Here is a 19,620-nt window from a genome sequence, read left to right as displayed (position 1 = left end):
TCAGATCTCCGTACCGTAGTGCTGGGAGAAGCGGACGTCGCCCTCCACGATGTCGCGCATGTCCGACACTCCGTTGCGGAGCATGAGGATGCGCTCGATCCCGAGGCCGAAGGCGAAGCCCTGGTACTCCTCGGGGTCCACCCCGGCCGCGCGCAGCACGTTCGGGTGGACCATGCCGCAGCCGCCCATCTCGATCCAGCCGGTGCCGCCGCACACCCGGCAGTTCGGGTCCGCGTCGTGGTCGAGCCCCTCGCGGGCCCCGCAGCTGAAGCAGCGGAAGTCCATCTCGGCGCTGGGCTCGGTGAAGGGGAAGTGGTTGGGGCGCAGGCGCGTGATCGGCGCCCCGCCGAAGATGTGCGCGGCGAAGGCGTCCAGGGTGCCCACGAGGTTCGCCATGGTCAGGCCCTTGTCGATGGCGAGGCCCTCGACCTGGGTGAACATCGGCGAGTGCGTCGCGTCGATCTCGTCGGCGCGGTACACGGTGCCGGGGCAGGCGACGTACAGCGGGGCGCCGCGCTCGAGCATCGAGCGGATCTGCACCGGGGAGGTCTGCGTGCGCAGCAGCATCCCCGAGCCCTCGGGCGCCACGTACAGGGTGTCCTGCAGGGAGCGGGAGGGATGCTCGGGGTCGGCGTTGAGCGCGTCGAAGTTCAGCCACTGGGACTCGATCTCCGGGCCCTCGGCGATCTCCCAGCCGATCCCGACGAAGAAGTCGTTGATGCGGTCCTGGAGCACGGTCAGCGGGTGGGAGGCGCCGCGGGGGCGCAGGTCCGTGGGGAGGGTGACGTCGACGGTCTCCGCGGCGAGCGCTGCCTCCTCCTCGGCGGCCGCGAGCTCGCCCTGGCGTGCGGCCAGTGCCTTCTGGACCCGGCCCTTGCCCTGGCCCACGAGCTTTCCGGCAGCGGCCTTCTGGTCCTTGGGGAGGTCCTTGATGGCGCGGTTCGCGGAGGTCAGCACGCTCGCATCGCCCACGTGCTCGATGCGCACCTGCTTCAGCGCGGCGGTATCGGGGGCAGCGGCGATCGCCGCGAGTGCGGCATCGATCGCCGCGGTGATCGCCGCCTCGTCGATCGAGGGCGCCTCGGGCGCAGAGGATGTGTCGGACACGGGTATCGCTTTCGTCCTGAGAAGTCCTGAGTGGTCACGAGTGCATCCGCCGGAGCGACGTCCGGAGCGAGGGCACCGCGGACCATTCTAGGAGGGATCGGCGACGGACCTCCGCACGAGGCAATCCACGCCACATCGCTTAGCCTGGAGGGGACAACGTCTACCCTCGCCCCGAGGAGTCAGGAGGCCCCCATGTCCACGACGGTCCAGGGTGTCGTCGCCCGTGCCGCCAGGCAGCCCGCCGAGCTCGTCGACATCGTGATCCCCGATCCGGGTCCGCACGACGTCATCGTCGACATCGAGGCCACCGGTGTGTGCCACACCGACCTCGCGTACCGCGACGGCGGCATCAACGATGACTTCCCCTTCCTGCTGGGTCATGAATCCGCCGGCCGCGTCTCCGTGATCGGCGAGTCCGTCACCCATGTGGAGGTCGGCGACTACGTCGTGCTGAACTGGCGCGCCGTGTGCGGCGAGTGCCGCGCCTGCACGAAGGGCGTCCCCCAGTACTGCTTCGACACGCACAACGCCTCGAAGCCCATGACCCTGGCCGACGGCACCGAGCTGACCGCCGCGCTCGGCATCGGCTCCTTCGCGGGGAAGACCCTGGTCCACGAGGGCCAGTGCACGAAGGTCTCCGAGGATGCCCCGGCCGAGGTCGCCGGGCTGCTGGGCTGCGGCGTCATGGCCGGCATCGGCGCCTCGATCAACACCGGCGCGGTGCAGCGCGGCGAATCCGTCGCCGTGATCGGCCTGGGCGGCGTGGGCTGCGCGGCGATCGCCGGCGCGAAGCTCGCCGGTGCGACCACCATCATCGGGCTCGACGTCGACGAGAAGAAGCTCGCCGCCGCTCAGGAGCTCGGGGCCACCCACACCCTCGCGACGAAGGGCCTTTCCCCGCAGGAGGTCGCCGAGAAGGTCCAGGAGCTCACCGGCGGTTTCGGAGCGGATCTGGTCGTCGACGCGGTCGGGATCCCCCAGACCTACGAGACGGCGTTCTACGCCCGTGACCTCGCCGGTCGCGTGGTGCTGGTCGGGGTCCCCCGCCCGGACGTCGAGCTCACGCTGCCGATGCTGGACATCTTCGGCCGGGGCGGCTCGCTGAAGTCCTCCTGGTACGGCGACTGCCTGCCCGAGCGGGACTTCCCCTATCTCATCGACCTGTTCCTCCAGGGGCGCCTCCCGCTGGATCGGTTCGTCACCGGACGCACCGATCTCGCCGGGGTCGACGGGGCGCTGGACGCCCTGCACGACGGGAACACCCTGCGCACCGTGGCGGAGGTCGGCCGATGACCGCGCGACTCGCCCATGCCGTCGCCTCCGGCACCTTCAGCCTCGACGGCGAGACGCACGAGGTCGAGAACAACGTGTGGGTGCTCGGAGACGATGAGCAGTGCGTCGTGTTCGACGCCCCGCACGAGGTGAAGACCGTGCTCGAGCTGGTGGGCGATCGGGAGTGCGTGGGCATTCTGCTCACCCATGCCCATGACGACCACGTGCGCATGGCCCCCGAGCTGTCCGAGAAGCTCGAGGCACCCGTCCTGCTCAATCCGGCGGACCGCGAGGTCTGGCAGCTCACCCATGGTGGTCTGCCGTGGGATGACGACGTGCAGGACGGCGACATGTTCACGATCGCCGGCGTGGACCTCGAGGCGCTCCACACCCCGGGCCACTCCCCTGGTTCGACCTGCTACTACGTCGAGGCCCTCGGTGCCGTGTTCAGCGGAGACACGCTGTTCCAGGGCGGCCCGGGCGCGACCGGCCGCTCGTTCTCCTCGCGCGAGACCATCGAGGAGTCGATCCGCGAACGCCTGTTCGCGCTGCCCGACGACACCGTCGTGCACACGGGGCACGGCCCGGACACCACGATCGGGACCGAGAAGGCGGCAGCTCGCGGCGACTGGCTGTGAGCGGCCCGGGGTCGGGTCCCGAGGGGCCCGACCCCGCGAGCTCGTCGCCTCGTCAGGTCGGCGGCGAAGGCGACTCGTCCTCGCTCTGGGACGCCTCCTGCGCGGGTTCCTCGTCGGCCGCTCCCGAGCCTGTGGGAGCGGCCGACGGCGTGCCGGCCCTGTCCTGCAGGCTGGCGAGGTAGGCGTTGTACGCCTCGAGCTCGGCACCGCCGTCGCGCTCGGCCTTGCGGTCGTACTGGCGGGCCCGGCGGTCGTCGGACTTCATCCACATCGCGGCGACGATGATCGCGTAGCCGACGGTGGGGACCTCGGAGATCGCCCACATGATCGTGCCGCCGCGCACCTGGATCAGCATCAGCTGCTCATCGGTGTACATCGCCAGCTGGTGGTACCAGTCCGGGGCGATCAGCCAGGTCGCCGAGACCATAGCGACGCCGAAGAAGGCGTGGAAGGCGAGCGTCACCAGCAGGGTGATCAGCTTCAGGATCGGGTTGATCGGCTTCGTCGAGGGGTCCACCCCGATCAGCACCCAGGCGAAGAGGTAGCCCGAGGCCAGGAAGTGCACCGTCATGAGCACGTGCCCGAGGTGGGAGTACATCGCGGCCTCGAAGAGGGGCGAGAAGTAGAAGATCACCAGGGAGCCGGCGAAGATCAGTCCCGCGAGCGGCGGGGAGGAGAGGATCTGCGCGTACCGGGAGTGCAGCGCGGCGAGCACCCATTCGCGGATCCCCCGGGACCCGTCGGTGCGCGGGGCGACGGCGCGGGAGAGCAGCGTGACCGGCCCGCCCAGCACCCACAGCGGCGGCGCGATCATCATCATCGCCATGTGCTGGACCATGTGGGCGTCGAAGCGGAACCGGCCCCAGGCCGCCGCTCCCCCGCTGAGCACCCAGGCGAAGGCCACGCAGCCGGCCAGGAAGGCGAGCGTGCGGATCCACGGCCAGGTGTCCCCACGTCGCACCAGGCGCACGACGCCCGTCACGTAGAGCGCGGCCATCGCCGCAGCCAGCAGGAGCGCGATCCAGTCGGGCTGGATCACCGTGAACATGGTTCCCGGGCCGAAGGCCTTCGCGGGCGGCAGGTAGCCGACCAGCGAGAGGGTCTTCAGATCGCCGACGGCGGGGACCACCTGCGGCACGGGCGGGGCGGACCTGCCCAGGGCGATCGAGGCGCCGATCACGGCGGCCATCACGATCCCCTCGGTCGCGGCCAGGTGCCGGAAGCGCAGCCGGTCCCCGAGCCGTCGACGCTGGGCGGCACCGATCCCGGCCAGGACCAGCAGCCCCACGGCCTTCACGAGCACGACGCGGCCGTACCCGGTGGTGAGCAGGTCGCTCCAGCCCGAGAGGCGGATGACGGCGCTCAGCACCCCGCTGACCGCGAGCGACGCCACGGCCGCCAGGGCCCAGGGCGAGAAGCGGCGCACGGTCGTGGCGAGCTGCGCGTCCTCCAGGCGTGGAGCGATCAGCGCGATCACCAGCAGGCCGCCGGCCCAGACCGACACGGCCACGAGGTGCAGCGCCATCGCGTTGACCGCGTTCGTGTGGTCCAGGCTCGCCCCGGCGTGGCCGGCCAGACCGAGCGCGCCCACCCCGATCCCGGCGAAGGCGAGCCCCCAGCAGGCCAGAGTGGTGGACCGCGCGAGCGCATAGGCCAGCGCCGAGATCGTCGCGGCGATCCCCACAGAGAGCTGGAGCTTGCCGAGATCGGTGCCGAGCGCGATGTCCCAGACATTCAGACCGGAGCCCGATCCCGCGGCCTCCAGCCCTCCCAGCGGGATCTGGGCGATCGCGGCGACGGCCCACAGCAGAGCACCGACGGCGCCGAGGCGGACGGTGGCGCGTCGCGCAGGATCCAGCGTCGTGACCTCGCGCCGGGACGGGCCGGGCTGGAGGAGCACGGCGGTGCCGCCGGCTCCGATCGCGAGCAGCAGCCCCAGATGGTGCAGGGCTCGGACGACGGGCAGACCCCAGGTGACCAGCGGTGACGCGGGCACCAGGGTCGCCGGGGTGGCGGCGCCGGTGGCGAGCAGCCCGACCAGCGCGGAGGCGACGGTGAGAACCAGCAGCATCGGCACGACGGCCGCCCCGATGCGCAGGGCACGTGAGGTCATTCCCCGGCCTGCCTGCGGCGGAGCGTCTCGAACAGGCACACCGTCGCGGCGGTGTGGACGTTCAGGGATTCGGCGTGCCCGGCCAGGGGGATGCGCACCGCCAGGGGCGCCGCCTCGAGGGTGTGCTCGTCCAGTCCGTGCGCCTCGTTCCCGAGGATCCACGCGATCCGGGAGGGCAGCTCCGCCGTGAACAGCTCCGCCTCCGCGTAGCCGCTGGTCGCGGCGGCGGTGACCTGTGCGCCGTGCAGAGCCTCCAGCACGTCGTCGATCTCGGCGCCGGTGACGACCGGCAGATGGAAGAGGCTGCCCACGGAGGCACGGACGGCCTTCGGGGCATAGGGATCGGCGCAGGTGCGGGTGAGCACGACCAGGTCCGCTCCGGCGGCGTCGGCCGTACGGATCAGCGTGCCCACGTTGCCGGGGTCACGCACTTCGTGCAGGACGACCACCGTGACCGGCTGCTGCTGCGGCAGGGCGGCGATCGCCGCGACGGCGGCCGACGGGTCCTCCGCGGGCAGATGTCCGAGGGCCAGCACGCCTTGAGGGCTCGTCAGGGTGCCACGGGCCGCGCCGTCCGGCTGCGCGCTGTCAGGGCTCGGCCCGGTGGCGTCCTCGCGCACCATGGCGCGGATGATCTGATCCTCCACCTCGTGCACCGGGATCCCGGCCTCGCGGGCGAGATCCGCGAGCTCCGGGTGGGCGGCGTCGGCTCGGGCGGTGGTGAAGACCTCGCGGGCACGATCTGCGCGGTGGGCGAGCAGCGAACGGATCGACTGCGGGCCCTCCACGCGGAACAGCTGCTGCTTGCGACGAGCAGAACGCCCGGCCAGTGCCGCCACCTTCCGCACCCGCTCGGAGCGGGGGGAGGTGATCGGGGACTGATCCGGGCGCTCGGTCATCGCGTCGTGTGGCGCGATGTCAGGCTGCCGGGGCGTTGACGTCCTCGGGGAGGGCGTTCTTCGCGATCTCGACGAGCGCGGCGAAGGCCGGGGCGTCGTTGACCGCGAGCTCGGCGAGCATGCGGCGATCGACCTCGACGCCGGCCAGGCCGAGGCCCTGGATGAGGCGGTTGTAGGTCAGGCCGTTGGCGCGGGATGCCGCGTTGATGCGCTGGATCCAGAGCTGACGGAAGGTGCCCTGGCGCTTCTTGCGGTCGCGGAAGTTGTAGGTCTGCGAGTGCAGGACCTGCTCCTTCGCCTTGCGGTACAGACGCGAGCGCTGGCCGCGGTAGCCGCTGGCCTGCTCAAGGATTTCCCGACGCTTCTTATGGGCGTTTACCGCCCGCTTCACGCGTGCCACGTGATACTCCTTCGATCGTAAATTCAGGGGCGCGGGAGCAGGGCTCCCACGTGGGCGATCAGCGGCCCAGCAGCTTCTTCATGCGCTTGACGTCAGCCTTGGCGACAGTGGTGTCGGTGCCGAGGCGGCGCTTGCGGGTGGAGGACTTGTGCTCCAGGAGGTGGCGAGCGTTCGCCTTCTCCCGCATGAGCTTGCCCGACCCGGTCACCCGGATGCGCTTCTTGGTCCCCGAATGGGTCTTGTTCTTCGGCATGGTGCCTGTTCTCCTTCGTACGTTCTCAGGACTCGGAGCCGGTCTCGGCGTCGGCCTCGGGCTGGGACGACTCGTCCCCGCCACGGGCAACAGCCTTCTCGGCGTCAGTCTTGCGCTTGCGGGCCTCGGCCATGGCCTGGGCCTTCTTCTTGTGCGGTCCGAAGACCATCACCATGTTGCGGCCGTCCTGTCGCGGATGCGACTCGACGAAGCCGTACTCGGCGACGTCCTCGGCCATACGACCGAGAAGCTTGACGCCCCTCTCGGGACGGGACTGCTCACGACCACGGAAGCGGATGATGACCTTGACCTTGTCGCCACCATCGAGGAACTTCTCCACGTTGCGACGCTTGGTCTCGTAGTCGTGGATATCGATCTTCAGGCCCATACGGATTTCCTTCTGGACCGTATTCGCCTGGTTCTTCCGCGCCTCACGGGCCTTCAGGTTGGCTTCGTACTTGTACTTGCCGTAATCCATGAGCCGCGCGACCGGCGGGTTCGCGCCGGGTGCGACCTCGACGAGATCGAGATCGGCTTCCGCGGCGAGACGCAGTGCGTCCTCGACACGGACCTCACCGACCTGCTCGCCGGCGGGCCCGACCAGAAGGACCTTCGGGACCCTGATCTGACCATTGATGCGCTGTTCGCTGATGTTGGCTCCTCACCTTGGTTCGAGTCGGAAAAGACGAAAGGCCCCCGCTTCATGCGGAGGCCCCAAGGTGCGCGACGCCGGAGCGCCTGCCGGGCATTGCGGCCCGACGATCGGGCGTTGCCGCCCGACTGCGATACTGACCTGGCAACGGTTCGCGCCGAGCTCGAGAGCTGCGGGCCGTTTGCTACGAGGTGGGAAGGGACTCCACTTGAGGAACGATGTGACGAGGGTTTCGACCTGTTCCGATCCCCTATCCTAGCAGGAGCGCTCGCGCAGTCCAGGTGATGTGCGTCGCGTCCCTGACCAGTGATGAACGAGGAGTTCCGTGGAGAGCGACCGCAGCCCTGTCGGAGACACTGATCGAGAGGGCGACGCCCCTGCCGGCAGCACCCCTCCTGATCCGCGGCGCAGACGGGACATCATCATCTCACTGGTGGTCGTCGCGGTCCTGGTGCTGGTGGTCGCCATCGGCGGCAGCATCCTGGCCTATCGCGCACTGAGCCCCGAGCCCGGTGCAGCAGAGGGTGCGATCATCGAGGAGAGCACGATCCTGGAGACTGCAGGAGGGACGATCCACGACCCTCTCGCGGACGCCGCGGCGCGATGCGCTGCGGGCCCGGACCGCTCCGCCCGCACTCTCGACCCCCTGGTCGCCACCGACGACCTTGCCCCCGCCACGACGAAGGACAACACCCTGTGAACGACAACCAGACCCCCGCACCTGCCCCCGTGGACGAGTCCTCCGACGATGCGCTGCGCGACATCTCCGAGGTCGCCGCGGTCGAGATCATCACGTCGGCCTGCGTGCATCTCATGAGCGCCGCCGCCGTGAAGGTGGGTCTCGCGGAGGACGAGGCGACCGGGCAGTACCAGGACCTCGCCGAGGCGCGGAAGCTGATCACTGCCCTGGCCGGCCTGGTGACCGCCTCGGCTCCGGAGATCGGCAACGAGCATGCCCGGTCCCTGCGTGACGGCCTGCGCTCGCTGCAGCTGGCCTTCGCCGAGGCGCTGCCGTTCCCCGATGGCCCGGGCGAGGCCCCGGGCGAGAAGTACACCGGCCGCGTCTCCTGAGGACCGAGCGGTTCGTGAGTGCCGTACGGCTCATCCGGGCCGCACGGCTCCCGCAGCTCGACCGGCTCCCGCAGCTCGTACGGTCAGGACCCCAGCACGAGACGCAGTGAGCTGATCCGCTCGGCGACGAGCGTCTCCGCGCCGAGACGGGCGGAGACCTCGTCGACCACCGCGCGCACCTGAGGCGCCGTGAGTCCGGGGCGCAGCTGCAGATGGAGGTCGACCTCGCTGCGCTGCCCTGCACGCGCCGAGAGGCCCTCGACCTGATCCGTCGCGTCCGCGACGGCGTCCAGGACGGCGGAGAGCTCCGGATCCAGATGCGGAGGGATCCATTCGCGTCCCTGGGCGAGCGCCCAGAGCACGGATCGCGGGAGCAGGATCGGCCCGCCCACGTCCGGCGAGGTCGCCGCGTCCACCAGCAGTGCGGTGCAGCCTTCCTGCACCGCGGCCTGTGCGGCCTGCGGGGCCACCACGGGGACCGGGCGGGCGTCGGACCGCCAGGCGCTCAGGGCATCGGCGGCGGTGAAGATCGGCAGCACCCGGGTGCCGTCGGGCACGGTGATCGACACCATCGCCATATCGGCGCCGTTGTCACCGGTCAGCCCGTGCGCGGTGGTGCCGGTCTCGGTGGCGACCGCCATGATCGGCACCAGCACGCGGCTCCGTGCCAAGGCCGCCACGAACGCCTGACGGTGGGGATCCTGACCGGCACGGTGGGCCGTCAGCGCACGGCCGAGCTCCTCCGGGATCGCCCCGGAATCCTCCGGGAAGGGGCTGACGGTGTAGTCGCGCCCTTCCCACGAGACACCCGCGGTGTCCGTGAGCGGTGACTTCTCGCGGAAGTGCGCGGGCAGCGTCTTCGCGACCGCCTCCGCACGGGTCTCGTGAGCGTCGGCGGGCCGCCGCTCCGAGGGGTCCGGGGTCTCTGGTGCCCCTGTCATCGGCGACCTGCGACGTCCAGCGCCTCACCCATCGTGAACGCCTGGGCGTAGAGGGCCTTGCCCACGATCGCGCCCTCGACCCCGGCGGAGACCAGCTCGCGCAGGGCACGCAGGTCCTCGAGCGAGGAGATGCCGCCGGAGGCGACGACGGCGGCGTCGGTACGGGAGCAGACGTCGCGCAGGAGGTCGACGTTGGGACCGCGCAGGGTGCCGTCCTTCGTGACGTCGGTGACGACGTAGCGCTGACAGCCGGCTTCGTCGAGGCGCTCGAGGGTCTCCCACAGGTCGCCTCCCTCGCGGGTCCAGCCGCGGGCGGCGAGGGTCGTGCCCCGCACGTCGAGGCCGACGGCGATGCGGTCGCCGTGCTCGGCGAGGATCTCCGCGGTCCACTCGGGGTTCTCGAGGGCGGCCGTGCCGAGGTTGACGCGGCGGCAGCCCGTGGCGAGCGCGGCGGCGAGGGAGTCGTCGTCCCGGATGCCGCCGGAGAGCTCCACGTTCATGTCGACCGCGGCGACGACCTCGGCGAGCAGGGCGGCGTTGCTGCCGCGCCCGAAGGCCGCGTCGAGGTCCACCAGGTGCAGCCACTGCGCGCCGCCCTCCTGGAAGGCGAGGGCGGCGTCGAGCGGGGCGCCGTAGGAGGTCTCGGAGCCGGCTTCGCCCTGCACGAGACGGACTGCCTGGCCGGACTGCACATCGACGGCGGGCAGCAGCTCGAGGATCGGAGCGGTCATAGGGGTGCCTCCTGGAAGCGGGTTGTCTCGGGGTCGTCGCCCTGCAGGGGCTCGAGATCACTGGTGGGGACTGCAGAGAATGCACGGACTGCACGGGATGCGGGAAATGCGGTGGTTACAAGGAGTACGGAGAATGCTCGGGAACCGAGGAACTCAGGGAGGGGCGAATGGGCGGGAACGGACGGAGCCGGGCGACAGGTCGTGCCGGTCAGCCGGTCCGCAGCCGCCAGAACGAGATGCCGATGAAGACCAGGCCCAGCACGAGCAGTCCCAGGGTGGCCCACCATGGCTTCTTGGAGCGGTAGAAGGACCAGGCTCCGCCGAGGGTCATGCCGCCGGCGAAGAGCAGGATGAAGGCGTAGATCACGGTGAGGCCACCTGCTCGGCACCAGCTGCCGCGCCTTCAGTCCCGGGTCGGCGGCGCGGCAGCGTGCCGAGCCAGTTGGCCAGGAGCTTGGCCCCGGCGTCCCCGGACTTCTCGGGGTGGAACTGGGTCGCCGTGAGCGCGTCGTTCTCGACGGCCGCGACGAAGCGGTCCCCGTCGTGCTCGGCCCAGGTGACCTTCGGGGCGGCGAGCGAGCCGATCTGCTCCATGGTCCATTCGCGCGCGGCGTAGGAGTGCACGAAGTAGAAGCGCTCGGACTCGACGCCCCGGAACAGCTGGGTGCCGTCGGCGGCCTCCACGGTGTTCCACCCCATGTGGGGCACCACGGATGCCTGGAGGCCGGTGATCTCGCCCGGCCACTGCGCGAGCCCCGCGCTACGCTGGCCGTGCTCGGTACCGGCGTCGAACATGATCTGCAGGCCCACGCAGATGCCGAGGACGGGCAGGCCGCCGGCCAGCCGTCGTTCGATGATGCGGTCCCCGCCCACAGCGAGCACCTGCTCGATGGTGGCGGCGAAGGCGCCGACGCCGGGCACGACGAGACCGTCGGCCGCGAGCGCGAGATCGCGATCGGCGGTGAGCTCGACGGCGGCGCCGGCTGCCTCGAGGGCGCGCACCACGGAGCGGACATTGCCCGAGCCGTGATCCAGGACCACGACGCGCGGGGTGGCGGCGGCGTCGCCGGCACCCGGCTCGGCAGAGGGTTCGGCGATGCTCTCGGGGAGGGGATCGGCCTCGGTCACTTGCGCTTCCCCTTACCGGCGATCCAGGCCAGGGCCTCGGCCCGGGTGACCGTCGAGGGGTCGATGCCCTCTTCCAGCTCGTCCACTGCCGTCGTCCCGAGGAGCAGCTCCTCCACGACGTCGTCCACCGCGCCGAGCACGATCGCGGGCGAGATGTCCTCGCCGCGCTCCCCGCCCTTGTACCGGGTGGCGGTCATGCGGTCGCCGCGGCGCCAGAACAGCACGATGCCGTTGCGCTGCAGCGCGGTCGAGGCGATCGCCGCGAGATCATGGGCGGCGGTCTCCTCGAGCTCCCCCACGGCGATCGCGCCGGTGCGGGTCTCCAGGGTGCGGCTGCCGGTGGGGATGTCGATCCCGTCGGTGCGCGCCTCCCGGCCCAGCCGGATCGCGCCGGCGAGTGCCTGGCTGGTCGCGACGGAGGTGGCGACCACGGCGATCGTGGGTTCCTTCTCCTCGGCAGGGGTCTCGGACAGGACGTCCTCGACGGTCAGCGGGGTCTCATCGAGGGAGTCGAGGGAGAGACCCTCGGTGAGCCGGGCGAACTCGGCATCGATGTCGTCGGAGCCGTGGCCGGAGCCGTCGGACGGATCCTGATCCGGGTCACGCGGGTCGGCGGTGCTCACAGGGCTCCCTTCGTGGAGGGCACGTCCAGGACGCGCTCGTCGTAGGCGCAGGCTGCGCGCAGTGCGCGGGCGAGCGCCTTGAACTGGGCCTCGACGATGTGGTGCGGGTCGCGGCCTTCGATCAGGCGGATGTGCAGGCAGATCGCGGCATGATGGGCGATCGATTCGAACACGTGGCGGGTCAGCGACCCCGTGAAGTGCCCGCCGATGAGGTGCGTGGCCTGGGCCTCGCTCTCGCCGGAGTGCACGCAGTAGGGGCGGCCGGAGAGGTCCACGACGGCCTGGGCGAGGGACTCGTCCAGCGGCACCAGCGCGTCCCCGAAGCGGGCGATGCCCTTCTTGTCGCCGAGGGCCTCGCGCAGCGCCTGGCCGAGCACGATCGAGGTGTCCTCGACGGTGTGGTGCGCATCGATGTGGGTGTCGCCCGTCGCACGCACCGTGAGGTCGAAGCGCGCGTGCGTGCCCAGCGCCGTGAGCATGTGGTCGAAGAACGGCACGGAAGTCGACACGTCGACCTGGCCGGTGCCGTCGACGTCGAGGGTGACCTCGACGGAGGACTCGCGGGTGGAGCGGGTGATGCTCGCCGTGCGCGACGGGCGCGCGGTGGTGGTGTCGGTCATCGGGGGTCGGCCTCCTCGAGGGCGGTGCGGAATGCGGCGTTGTTCTCGGGCGTGCCGATGGACACGCGCAGCCAGCCGGCGGGGCCGACGGCTCGGACGAGGACGCTGCGATCGAGGAGAGCCTCGAACACCGCGTCGCGATCGGAGAAGGTGCGGAACAGGATGAAGTTCGCGTCGGACGGGGCCACGTCGTGACCGCGGGCCCCCAGGTGCTCGGCGAGGGCGTCGCGCTCGCTGCGCAGCAGAGCAACCTTGCCCAGCAGCTCCTCGCGGTGGGCGAGGGCGGCACGGGCGACGGCCTGGGTGACGGCCGACAGATGGTACGGAAGGCGCACGACGCGCACGGCGTCGACGATCGCCGGATGGGCGACCAGGTAGCCGAGCCGTGCTCCCGCCAGGGCGAAGGCCTTGGACATGGTGCGGGTGACCACGATGTTGGGGTGGCGGTCCAGGAGGGTGAGGGCGCTGGGCACCCCGTCGCGGCGGAACTCGCCATAGGCCTCGTCGACCACGAGCAGTCCCCGGCTCGGTGCCAGCGCCGCGGCGGCCGCCTCGACCACGTCGAGGGTGAGCGCCGTGCCGGTGGGGTTGTTCGGGCTGGTCAGCACCACGATGTTCGGTTCGTGTGCGGCGAACGCGGCGGTGACCGCCTCCGCGGTGAGCGCGAACTCGGGCTCCGGGCCCCGCTCCGCGGTGACCCACCGCGTGTAGGTGTCGCGGGCGTACTCGGGGTACATCGAGTAGTGCGGGGTGAAGCCGAGCGCGGTGCGGCCGGGGCCGCCGAACGCCAGCAGCAGCTGGTGCATGATCTCGTTCGAGCCGTTGGCCGCCCAGACCGACTCGAGCGGCGGCGCGGCGATGCCGGACTCCGCCGCGAGATACTCGCCGAGGTCGGTGCGCAGGTCCAGGGCCTCACGGTCCGGGTACCGGTTCAGGCCGACGGCGGCGTCCGCCGCGGCTCGGCCGATGGACGCCGCGAGCTCGGGCGAGGGCCCATAGGGGTTCTCGTTCACGTTGAGCGCATGCTCGACCTCGAGCTGCGGGGCGCCGTAGGGGGCGGCACCCGCGATGCCGTCGCGCGGCTGCGGCAGCGCGTCGGTGGCCAGGGTCGGAGCAGAGTTCTCGGGCATGTGCTCCATGGTAGTTCGGCAGCGCGCCGGAGGGCCTCGATGACCATCGTGCAGACGCCGTCCCTGGCTGCACCGATCACCACCTCGGGCGGCGCCGACCACCACCTCAGGCGGCGCCGATCGCCATCTGCCGGGACTCACGCAGCCGTGAGCAGGCACGAACGATCTCCGCAGGGAGGGCTCGGCCGCGCCCGTCGCTGAGTCGAGGCCGACGAGGGGCCGAGCCGGGGCCGAACCGGGTTGGCGCCGTCTCCCCCGCGGCGAGGTGGCGCCCTTCACACAGGTGCCTGCGCCGACCGTCGGCTGGGAGAACGGGGGCGGCACCGCCAGTACGCTGAGAGGATGTTCCGTTCTCTGGGTGCCCTGATCGGCGACCTGCTGGTCGTCATCCTCTTCGTCGCCATCGGCTTCCTGCAGCATGGGACGCCGCTGACCTCGCAGAACCTCTTCCTGGTGGGCTGGCCGTTCGCCGTCGGCGTGCTGCTGGGCCATCTCGCGATCCGCGCCTGGCGGGCGCCCTTCCGCGTGTGGCCGCACGGGGTGTTCGTGTGGGCGATCACGATCGCCGCCGCGATGGCGATCCGCACCCTCTTCTCCGCCGGCACCGAGGTGCCCTTCATCATCACCACGGCGATCTTCACCGGCGTGCTGATGCTCGGCTGGCGCGCGGTGGCGATGTACCTCACCCGCGGGGAGCGCAGGGTGCCCCTCGCCGGGGCTGCGGCTGAGGCCGGGGCCGGGTCCGCACCGCGGTGAAGGCCCGCTGACCGAGCTCGACACCGCGATATGTGTCGGTGAGAGCGTCCTCACCGACACGTGGTGCGTGCTCGGCGACGGGACGGGTGCCGACGAGAAGGACAGGCGCGGTCAGCCGTGGGTTCGGAAGGTCTCCTGCTCGAGCAGGGGACGGAGACGCGCGGCGACCTCGTCGGTGCCGAACCAGCGGTGCAGCTGCTCCTCGAGCAGCACGTTGCCGAGGGCGCCGAGCACCATCGACTGGTCCAGCGAGAGATGGCGCCGGGCGATGACTCCCGAGCGGACGGCGACGGCGTCGTGGAATCCGCCCGGCCCGTAGGCGCCGAGCTCCGTCTCGATCCGCGAGAGGTTCTCGATCGCCTCGTCGGGCTCGTACTGCATCGCGAGCGCCGCGGCGTGCGGCGTCACCACGCCGTCGAGTCCCTGCGGGTAGGGCTCCCCCGCGTGCCAGTCGGTGGCCGCGGCGTCGGAGAAGTAGCCCTCGGGGTTCAGGCCCAGGGCGTCGACCCCGTACTCGCGGTACTCGCCGTGCGGATCCGAGCTCGGGGAGAAGCCCCAGTAGCCGTAGCCCGCCTCGTCGAGGCCGTGCTCGCGCTGGGCCCGCACGTGGAGGGGATGATTCCTCCCCCAGCTCTGCGGACCCCAGGTGGCCTCGGGCACGAAGAGATCCGGCATCAGCTCCTCGAACATCGAGCCGCCCCAACCGGGCACGATCTCCATGCCGCGGTAGGTGTGGGCGCCCTCGAACACGGCGACCCCCTCGTGCTCGGTCCAGTCGCCCACCGGGGGCATCTCGGACCAGTCCCACTCGGGCGGGAAGGTGCGGAAGGTCGTGAAGTAGGCGGCCGCGGGGATCTGCTCCGTCATGATCCCGAGATAGGTGACCATGCGGGCCTCGGAGACGGCCGTGTCGTAGTGGTGCTCGGTGTGGTACCAGACGTCGGCCCCGGGGATGTCCTGGAACAGGGGAAGCAGCTCGACGCCCTCCCGGCCCGGGTCCTCGACCCAGAAGCCGCCGATGGTCTGCCCGGGCTGCACCTCGACATCGCGGTCGAAGAACACGTCCCAGCGCATCGCGTCGAAAAGGCGCTTCGCCCGACGGCGGTTGGAGGGATCGGCCTGGGCGACCACGTGCAGGGCGGCGCCGAGCCAGCCCATGTCGACGCTCGAGACGAACGGGATGACGGGGTCCCCCGTGCCGGGCCAGCTGCGCAGCACCGAGCCGTCGGCCTCGTCGTACCAGTTGTAGTACATGCCGGAGGGCTCGTGGTGCTCCATCCGCTCGAGGGAGTCGAGGGTGCGGGAGATCCGGTTGCGGGCCTCCCCCGGCGTGATCAGGCGCAGCTCGCGGGCCAGCAGCGTGGACCAGAGATAGCCGCCGATGTTGGTGGGCGACGTGTGGCGCGAATGCCCCGTCAGGTCCGCGTCGATGTTGTCGGACACGAGTCCGGTGCTGCGCACCGTCATCGCGTCCAGGGAGCGCCAGGTGTCCTTCGCCCAGCGTCGCAGGAGGCGCTCGTCGCTCCCTCCCCCGGCGGTGCCGCCGAGGGCCGGGAGACCGGCCGACGACAGCCCGGCCCCCGAGAGCGTCGGAGCGGGAGCCGCCAGGGCGGGACTCGCGGCGCCGACGGCCCCGAGGGCGGCGCCGGCTCCGAGCAGCGGGACGGTGAGCAGGGTGCGGCGAGGGATGGAGTTCACGATGCCTCCTCGAGGCGATGGGTACGACGTCGGACCGGGTCTCGTGCGGGGTCGTGCAGGATCGTGCGGGGTGGTGTCGGGTGGTGGAGATCAGCGGACGCCGATCATTTGATGCCGGAGGTGGCGATGCCCTGGATGAAGTAGCGCTGGAAGAAGAGGAAGACGAGGAGGATCGGCAGGACCACGAGCGTGGCGCCGGCCAGGAGCAGCCCGTAATTCGTCTGGTTCTGTCCGGTCGAGATCAGGGCGAGCGCGACGGGCAGGGTGTAGGTCGACTCGCTCGAGGAGACGACGAGCGGCCACAGGAAGTTGTTCCAGGAGCCGAGGAAGGTGAGGATGCCGAGGGTCGCGAAGGCGGGGCCCGCGAGCGGCAGGTAGATCCGGAAGAAGATCGCGACCTCGCCGACGCCGTCGATACGGCCGGCCTCGAGCAGCTCCCGGGGCAGCCCCAGGAAGAACTGGCGCATCAGGAAGACGCTGAACGGCTGCACCAGGAACGGCAGGATGAGCGCGGGGATGGTGTTGGCCAGCCCCATGTTCACCACCAGCACGTACTGCGGGATGAAGGTGACCAGTCCGGGGATCATCAGGCACACCAGGACCAGCACGAACAGCACCCGCTTGAAGGGGAAGGTGAGGTGCGCGAGCGCGTAGCCGAACATCGAGCTGAAGATCAGGTTCCCCAGCGTCACCGCGATCGCCACCACGGTCGAATTGCGGAAGTAGTGGCCGAAGGGCCGATCGAAGAGACGGCGGAAGTTGTCCCAGGTGGGTTCCTCGGGCAGCCAGGTGGGCGGGACGCGCAGGAGCTCTCCCTGGGTCTTCACGCTGCCGAGGATCATCCACACGAAGGGCGTGATGACCAGCAGCAGGAAGGCGGTGAGGATGACATAGGTCAGGACGGGACTGCGACGTTCGATCATCACTTCTCCCTCATCAGGCGGAACTGCGCGAGGGTGACGATGCCGATCACGATGAACGTCAGGTACGCCATCGCCCCGGCCATGCCGTAGTTGCCGAATCCGAACTGGTTGTAGGTGTACATGGAGGCGGAGATCGTGGAGTTCAACGGACCGCCGCCCGTCATGACGAAGGGCTCCTCGAAGAACTGCAGGTAGCCGATCGACGTGGTGACCAGCACGAACAGCAGCGTCGGCCGAATGGACGGGATGGTGATGTTCCGGAACCTCTGCCAGGCGTTCGCCCCGTCGAGCGCGGCTGCCTCGTGCAGCCCGCGGTCCACGGCCTGCAGGCCGGCCAGGAAGATCACCATCGAGGTGCCGAAGTTGCGCCAGACCGCCATCACGATGAGCGACAGCAGGGCGGTGCGCTCATCACCCAGCCAGTTGGGCCCGTCGATCCCCACCCAGCCCAGGACGGTGTTCACCAGGCCGTTCTCGGGCTGCAGCAGGAACCTCCAGACCACGGCGACGGCCACGATGGAGGTGACCACGGGGGTGTAGAAGCCCATCCGGAACAGTCCGCGCAGCTTCAGCGCGCCCCGGTTCAGGGCGATCGCGGCGCTGAGCCCCGCGATGATCGTCAGCGGCACCCCGACCAGCACGAACACTCCGGTGTTCAGGGCTGCCCGCCGGAAGACGGGGTCGTGGAAGGCAGCGATGTAGTTGTCCAGACCCACGAAGTCCACCGCGAACGGCGACCGGATGTCGGTGATGCGCATGTCCGTGAAGGACATGAACATCGACTGCAGCACGGGCCAGGCGATGAAGATCCCGAAGAGCACCACGAAGGGCAGGGAGAGCAGCAGCCCGGCGCGGGCCTCCGCGGCGGCGCGGTGGCCGCGGCGGCGCCCGGGCCGGGAGGCACTGCCCCTGCCCCTGTGGCTCCCTCTGCTCCCGGTGGGCGACGGCGGCGGGAGGGCCGCGTCCGAGGAGGCGGACTGCGTGGTCATCTCAGGCGCCGATCCCGATGCCCTGTGCCTCGGACTGCGCGGCCTGGAGGGCGTCGGCCGGGGCGAGGTCCTGCTTGCAGACCTGCTCGATCTGGGCGTCGAACTTCGCAGCCACCTGTTCCCAGGTGGCGATCGTGGGCGGGGCGAGGGCGGTCTCGAGCTGGGTGTGGAAGGCCTCGAACTTCTCGTTGGAGGAGACCTTCTCGTCCTCCCAGGCCGACTGCACCGCAGGCATGTCGGTGACCTGCTCGAACCACTGGATCTGGACCTCCGGGCGGGAGAGGTACTCCACGAGCTTCCAGGCGGAGTCGCGGTTCTTCGACCCCTGGAGGACGCCGATGTTGGCACCGCCCAGGAAGCTCGAGCTGGTCTCCTTCACGGGCATCACGAACACGCCGTACTTGTCGGCGAAGCCGTCTCCGCCCACGCCCTCGACGGCCGCCATCATCCAGGGGCCGGAGACGAACATCGGCACCGCTCCGGAGACGAAGTCCTGCTCGGTGGTGCCCTCGGCAGGTGCCGGGTCGGCGATCCCGTCGGTGAAGTAGGACTGGTAGTAGCCCAGCGCCTCCTCGTTCTGCGGCGTCTCGAAGGTGAACTCGTCCCCGGCCTCGGAGACGACACCCCCGCCGTTGGACCAGCACAGCGGGAGCACGGTCTGCCAGGAGCCGTCCCCGCCGGGCTGCAGGGCGATGCCCCACTTCCCGTCGGGCTGGCCCTGGAGCGCCTTCGCCATGGCGAACAGGCCCTCCCAGTCTGTCGGCGGCTCGCTGATCCCGGCGGCCTCGGCGATGTCCTTGCGGTAGTAGACCAGGCGGGTCTCGACGTACCACGGGACGCCGTAGGCGGTGTCGTCGACGGTGACCCCCTTGACCGCGCCGGGGAAGAAGTCGTCCAGGGCGATGGACTCCGGAGTGGGCTCCAGAGCCTTCAGGCTCACGAACTCCGCCATCCACGTCGAGCCGACCTGGGCGACGTCCGGGGCGGTCCCGGCGGCGATCGCCGAGGTGAACTTGTCGTGCGCCGAGTCCCACGGCAGCGGGGTCACCTCGAGCGTGACGTCGGGGTTCTCCTTCTCGAAGCCCTTGAGCAGCTCGGGGAGGGCCTCCCCTTCGGCGCCCATGGCCCAGATCGTGAGGGAGCCGGTGGCGGGGCCCTCGGCGATCGGATCGGCGGGGCCCGCGGCACCGCCGCCGTCCTCCTCGGAGCGGCCGCAGGCGGCGAGCGCGGTCAGGGCGCCGGCAGCGCCCAGTCCGCCGAGAGCACGGCGGGAGATGCGGGGAATGCTGGTCATGATGACTCCTTCGTCGGTGACGAGATGATGCGGTGCGGGACTGGTCAGTACGGGTCGATGCAGATGGGCGCGGGTCGAAGAAGGTGGCGCGGTGGACCGGGCGTCAGGCCGGTGGTCTACGCGAGCGCCGGTGCGGGGACGGGGACGCAGCCACAGGACTGCCGGAGCACGACGTTGGAGTCGACGGTGACCGGCTGCTGGGCCGTGTCGCCGTCGATGAGTGCCGCGAGGCGCTGCGCGGCGAGGGCTCCGAGCTCGGCGACCTCCTGGCGGACCGTGGTCAGGCCCGGGGTCAGATAGCGGGCGGTGACCGTGTCATCCCATCCGGTGACGGCGAGGCGCCCGGGAACGTCCACGCCTGCCGAGGTCAGGCGGGCGATGA

General features: G+C 70.7%; 23 protein-coding genes. 5 read left to right on the top strand and 18 right to left on the bottom strand.

Features of this window, described 5'->3' with window-relative positions; genetic code table 11:
- Window positions 1–1,107 carry a phenylalanine--tRNA ligase subunit alpha gene (gene pheS, locus ACT3UL_RS18400; RefSeq protein WP_444579808.1) on the bottom strand — a complete coding sequence of 369 codons (1,107 nt, stop codon included), beginning with the start codon at window positions 1,105–1,107 and terminating at the stop codon, window positions 1–3.
- Window positions 1,108–1,299: 192 nt separating this feature from the next.
- Between pheS and ACT3UL_RS18395 the strand changes: the two genes are divergently transcribed.
- Window positions 1,300–2,400: an S-(hydroxymethyl)mycothiol dehydrogenase gene (locus tag ACT3UL_RS18395; RefSeq protein ID WP_444579807.1), complete on the top strand. Its 1,101-nt coding sequence runs from the start codon at window positions 1,300–1,302 to the stop codon at window positions 2,398–2,400.
- Entirely contained in the window at window positions 2,397–3,017 is a 621-nt protein-coding gene (locus ACT3UL_RS18390) for an MBL fold metallo-hydrolase (protein WP_444579806.1), read from the top strand. The genes ACT3UL_RS18395 and ACT3UL_RS18390 overlap by 4 nt, the downstream gene beginning before the upstream one ends.
- A gap of 52 nt (window positions 3,018–3,069) precedes the next feature.
- On the opposite strand, the gene ACT3UL_RS18385 is transcribed toward ACT3UL_RS18390, so the two are convergent.
- From ACT3UL_RS18385 to infC, 5 genes are read right to left on the bottom strand one after another with little or no spacing between them, the layout of a single operon-like run.
- Window positions 3,070–5,130 (bottom strand): cytochrome c oxidase assembly protein, encoded by a 2,061-nt coding sequence (locus tag ACT3UL_RS18385; RefSeq protein ID WP_444579804.1) that lies wholly within the window; start codon window positions 5,128–5,130, stop codon window positions 3,070–3,072.
- Window positions 5,127–6,029, bottom strand: coding sequence for a TrmH family RNA methyltransferase (locus tag ACT3UL_RS18380; protein WP_444579803.1), 903 nt, complete (start codon window positions 6,027–6,029; stop codon window positions 5,127–5,129). Before ACT3UL_RS18380 ends, ACT3UL_RS18385 begins: the two co-directional genes overlap by 4 nt.
- A 19-nt stretch (window positions 6,030–6,048) precedes the next feature.
- A complete protein-coding gene (gene rplT / locus ACT3UL_RS18375; RefSeq protein WP_443398116.1) occupies window positions 6,049–6,429 on the bottom strand; it encodes a 50S ribosomal protein L20 in 381 nt (126 codons plus the stop codon).
- Window positions 6,430–6,487: 58 nt separating this feature from the next.
- A complete protein-coding gene (gene rpmI, locus ACT3UL_RS18370) occupies window positions 6,488–6,682 on the bottom strand; it encodes a 50S ribosomal protein L35 (RefSeq protein ID WP_193117972.1) in 195 nt (64 codons plus the stop codon).
- 25 nt (window positions 6,683–6,707) lie between these two features.
- A complete protein-coding gene (infC, locus tag ACT3UL_RS18365; RefSeq protein ID WP_444579820.1) occupies window positions 6,708–7,286 on the bottom strand; it encodes a translation initiation factor IF-3 in 579 nt (192 codons plus the stop codon).
- A 373-nt stretch (window positions 7,287–7,659) separates the two neighbouring features.
- Between infC and ACT3UL_RS18360 the strand changes: the two genes are divergently transcribed.
- Window positions 7,660–8,034 (top strand): hypothetical protein, encoded by a 375-nt coding sequence (locus ACT3UL_RS18360; RefSeq protein WP_444579802.1) that lies wholly within the window; start codon window positions 7,660–7,662, stop codon window positions 8,032–8,034.
- A complete protein-coding gene (locus tag ACT3UL_RS18355; protein ID WP_444579801.1) occupies window positions 8,031–8,405 on the top strand; it encodes a DUF1844 domain-containing protein in 375 nt (124 codons plus the stop codon). Before ACT3UL_RS18360 ends, ACT3UL_RS18355 begins: the two co-directional genes overlap by 4 nt.
- An 83-nt stretch (window positions 8,406–8,488) precedes the next feature.
- Here ACT3UL_RS18355 and ACT3UL_RS18350 read toward each other — a convergent pair whose 3' ends face one another.
- The 7 genes from ACT3UL_RS18350 to ACT3UL_RS18320 form a co-directional block, all read right to left on the bottom strand.
- Window positions 8,489–9,346, bottom strand: coding sequence for an SseB family protein (locus tag ACT3UL_RS18350; RefSeq protein WP_444579799.1), 858 nt, complete (start codon window positions 9,344–9,346; stop codon window positions 8,489–8,491).
- Window positions 9,343–10,077: a bifunctional 1-(5-phosphoribosyl)-5-((5-phosphoribosylamino)methylideneamino)imidazole-4-carboxamide isomerase/phosphoribosylanthranilate isomerase PriA gene (gene priA, locus ACT3UL_RS18345; RefSeq protein WP_444579798.1), complete on the bottom strand. Its 735-nt coding sequence runs from the start codon at window positions 10,075–10,077 to the stop codon at window positions 9,343–9,345. Before priA ends, ACT3UL_RS18350 begins: the two co-directional genes overlap by 4 nt.
- A 208-nt stretch (window positions 10,078–10,285) precedes the next feature.
- Window positions 10,286–10,444, bottom strand: a complete 159-nt coding sequence (locus tag ACT3UL_RS18340; protein ID WP_193117967.1) for a hypothetical protein — start codon at window positions 10,442–10,444, stop codon at window positions 10,286–10,288.
- Window positions 10,441–11,175: an imidazole glycerol phosphate synthase subunit HisH gene (hisH, locus tag ACT3UL_RS18335; protein WP_444579818.1), complete on the bottom strand. Its 735-nt coding sequence runs from the start codon at window positions 11,173–11,175 to the stop codon at window positions 10,441–10,443. The genes ACT3UL_RS18340 and hisH overlap by 4 nt, the downstream gene beginning before the upstream one ends.
- A 26-nt stretch (window positions 11,176–11,201) precedes the next feature.
- On the bottom strand, window positions 11,202–11,828 hold the full coding sequence (locus tag ACT3UL_RS18330; RefSeq protein ID WP_193117966.1) for a hypothetical protein: 627 nt from the start codon (window positions 11,826–11,828) through the stop codon (window positions 11,202–11,204).
- Window positions 11,825–12,448: an imidazoleglycerol-phosphate dehydratase HisB gene (gene hisB / locus ACT3UL_RS18325; RefSeq protein ID WP_443412548.1), complete on the bottom strand. Its 624-nt coding sequence runs from the start codon at window positions 12,446–12,448 to the stop codon at window positions 11,825–11,827. The genes ACT3UL_RS18330 and hisB overlap by 4 nt, the downstream gene beginning before the upstream one ends.
- Complete coding sequence (locus ACT3UL_RS18320) at window positions 12,445–13,587, bottom strand: histidinol-phosphate transaminase (protein ID WP_444579796.1); 1,143 nt, start codon at window positions 13,585–13,587, stop codon at window positions 12,445–12,447. Before ACT3UL_RS18320 ends, hisB begins: the two co-directional genes overlap by 4 nt.
- Before the next feature lie 333 nt (window positions 13,588–13,920).
- Between ACT3UL_RS18320 and ACT3UL_RS18315 the strand changes: the two genes are divergently transcribed.
- Entirely contained in the window at window positions 13,921–14,334 is a 414-nt protein-coding gene (locus ACT3UL_RS18315) for a DUF3054 domain-containing protein (RefSeq protein WP_444579795.1), read from the top strand.
- A gap of 111 nt (window positions 14,335–14,445) precedes the next feature.
- On the opposite strand, the gene ACT3UL_RS18310 is transcribed toward ACT3UL_RS18315, so the two are convergent.
- The 5 genes from ACT3UL_RS18310 to ACT3UL_RS18290 form a co-directional block, all read right to left on the bottom strand.
- Window positions 14,446–16,032, bottom strand: a complete 1,587-nt coding sequence (locus ACT3UL_RS18310) for a glucoamylase family protein (protein WP_444579793.1) — start codon at window positions 16,030–16,032, stop codon at window positions 14,446–14,448.
- 104 nt (window positions 16,033–16,136) lie between these two features.
- Window positions 16,137–16,955, bottom strand: a complete 819-nt coding sequence (locus ACT3UL_RS18305) for a carbohydrate ABC transporter permease (RefSeq protein WP_444579792.1) — start codon at window positions 16,953–16,955, stop codon at window positions 16,137–16,139.
- Window positions 16,955–17,944 (bottom strand): carbohydrate ABC transporter permease, encoded by a 990-nt coding sequence (locus ACT3UL_RS18300; RefSeq protein WP_444579790.1) that lies wholly within the window; start codon window positions 17,942–17,944, stop codon window positions 16,955–16,957. The genes ACT3UL_RS18305 and ACT3UL_RS18300 overlap by 1 nt, the downstream gene beginning before the upstream one ends.
- Window position 17,945: 1 nt before the next feature.
- Window positions 17,946–19,238, bottom strand: coding sequence for a sugar ABC transporter substrate-binding protein (locus ACT3UL_RS18295; RefSeq protein ID WP_444579789.1), 1,293 nt, complete (start codon window positions 19,236–19,238; stop codon window positions 17,946–17,948).
- 116 nt (window positions 19,239–19,354) lie between these two features.
- Window positions 19,355–19,620 (bottom strand): substrate-binding domain-containing protein (locus tag ACT3UL_RS18290; protein WP_444579788.1); only part of this gene is annotated, 266 nt, incomplete at its 5' end.

It is taken from the genome of Brachybacterium sp. 107 (assembly GCF_052379725.1).
Classification (GTDB): Bacteria; Actinomycetota; Actinomycetes; order Actinomycetales; family Dermabacteraceae; genus Brachybacterium.
This window is presented reverse-complemented; position numbering and strand designations above follow the sequence as displayed.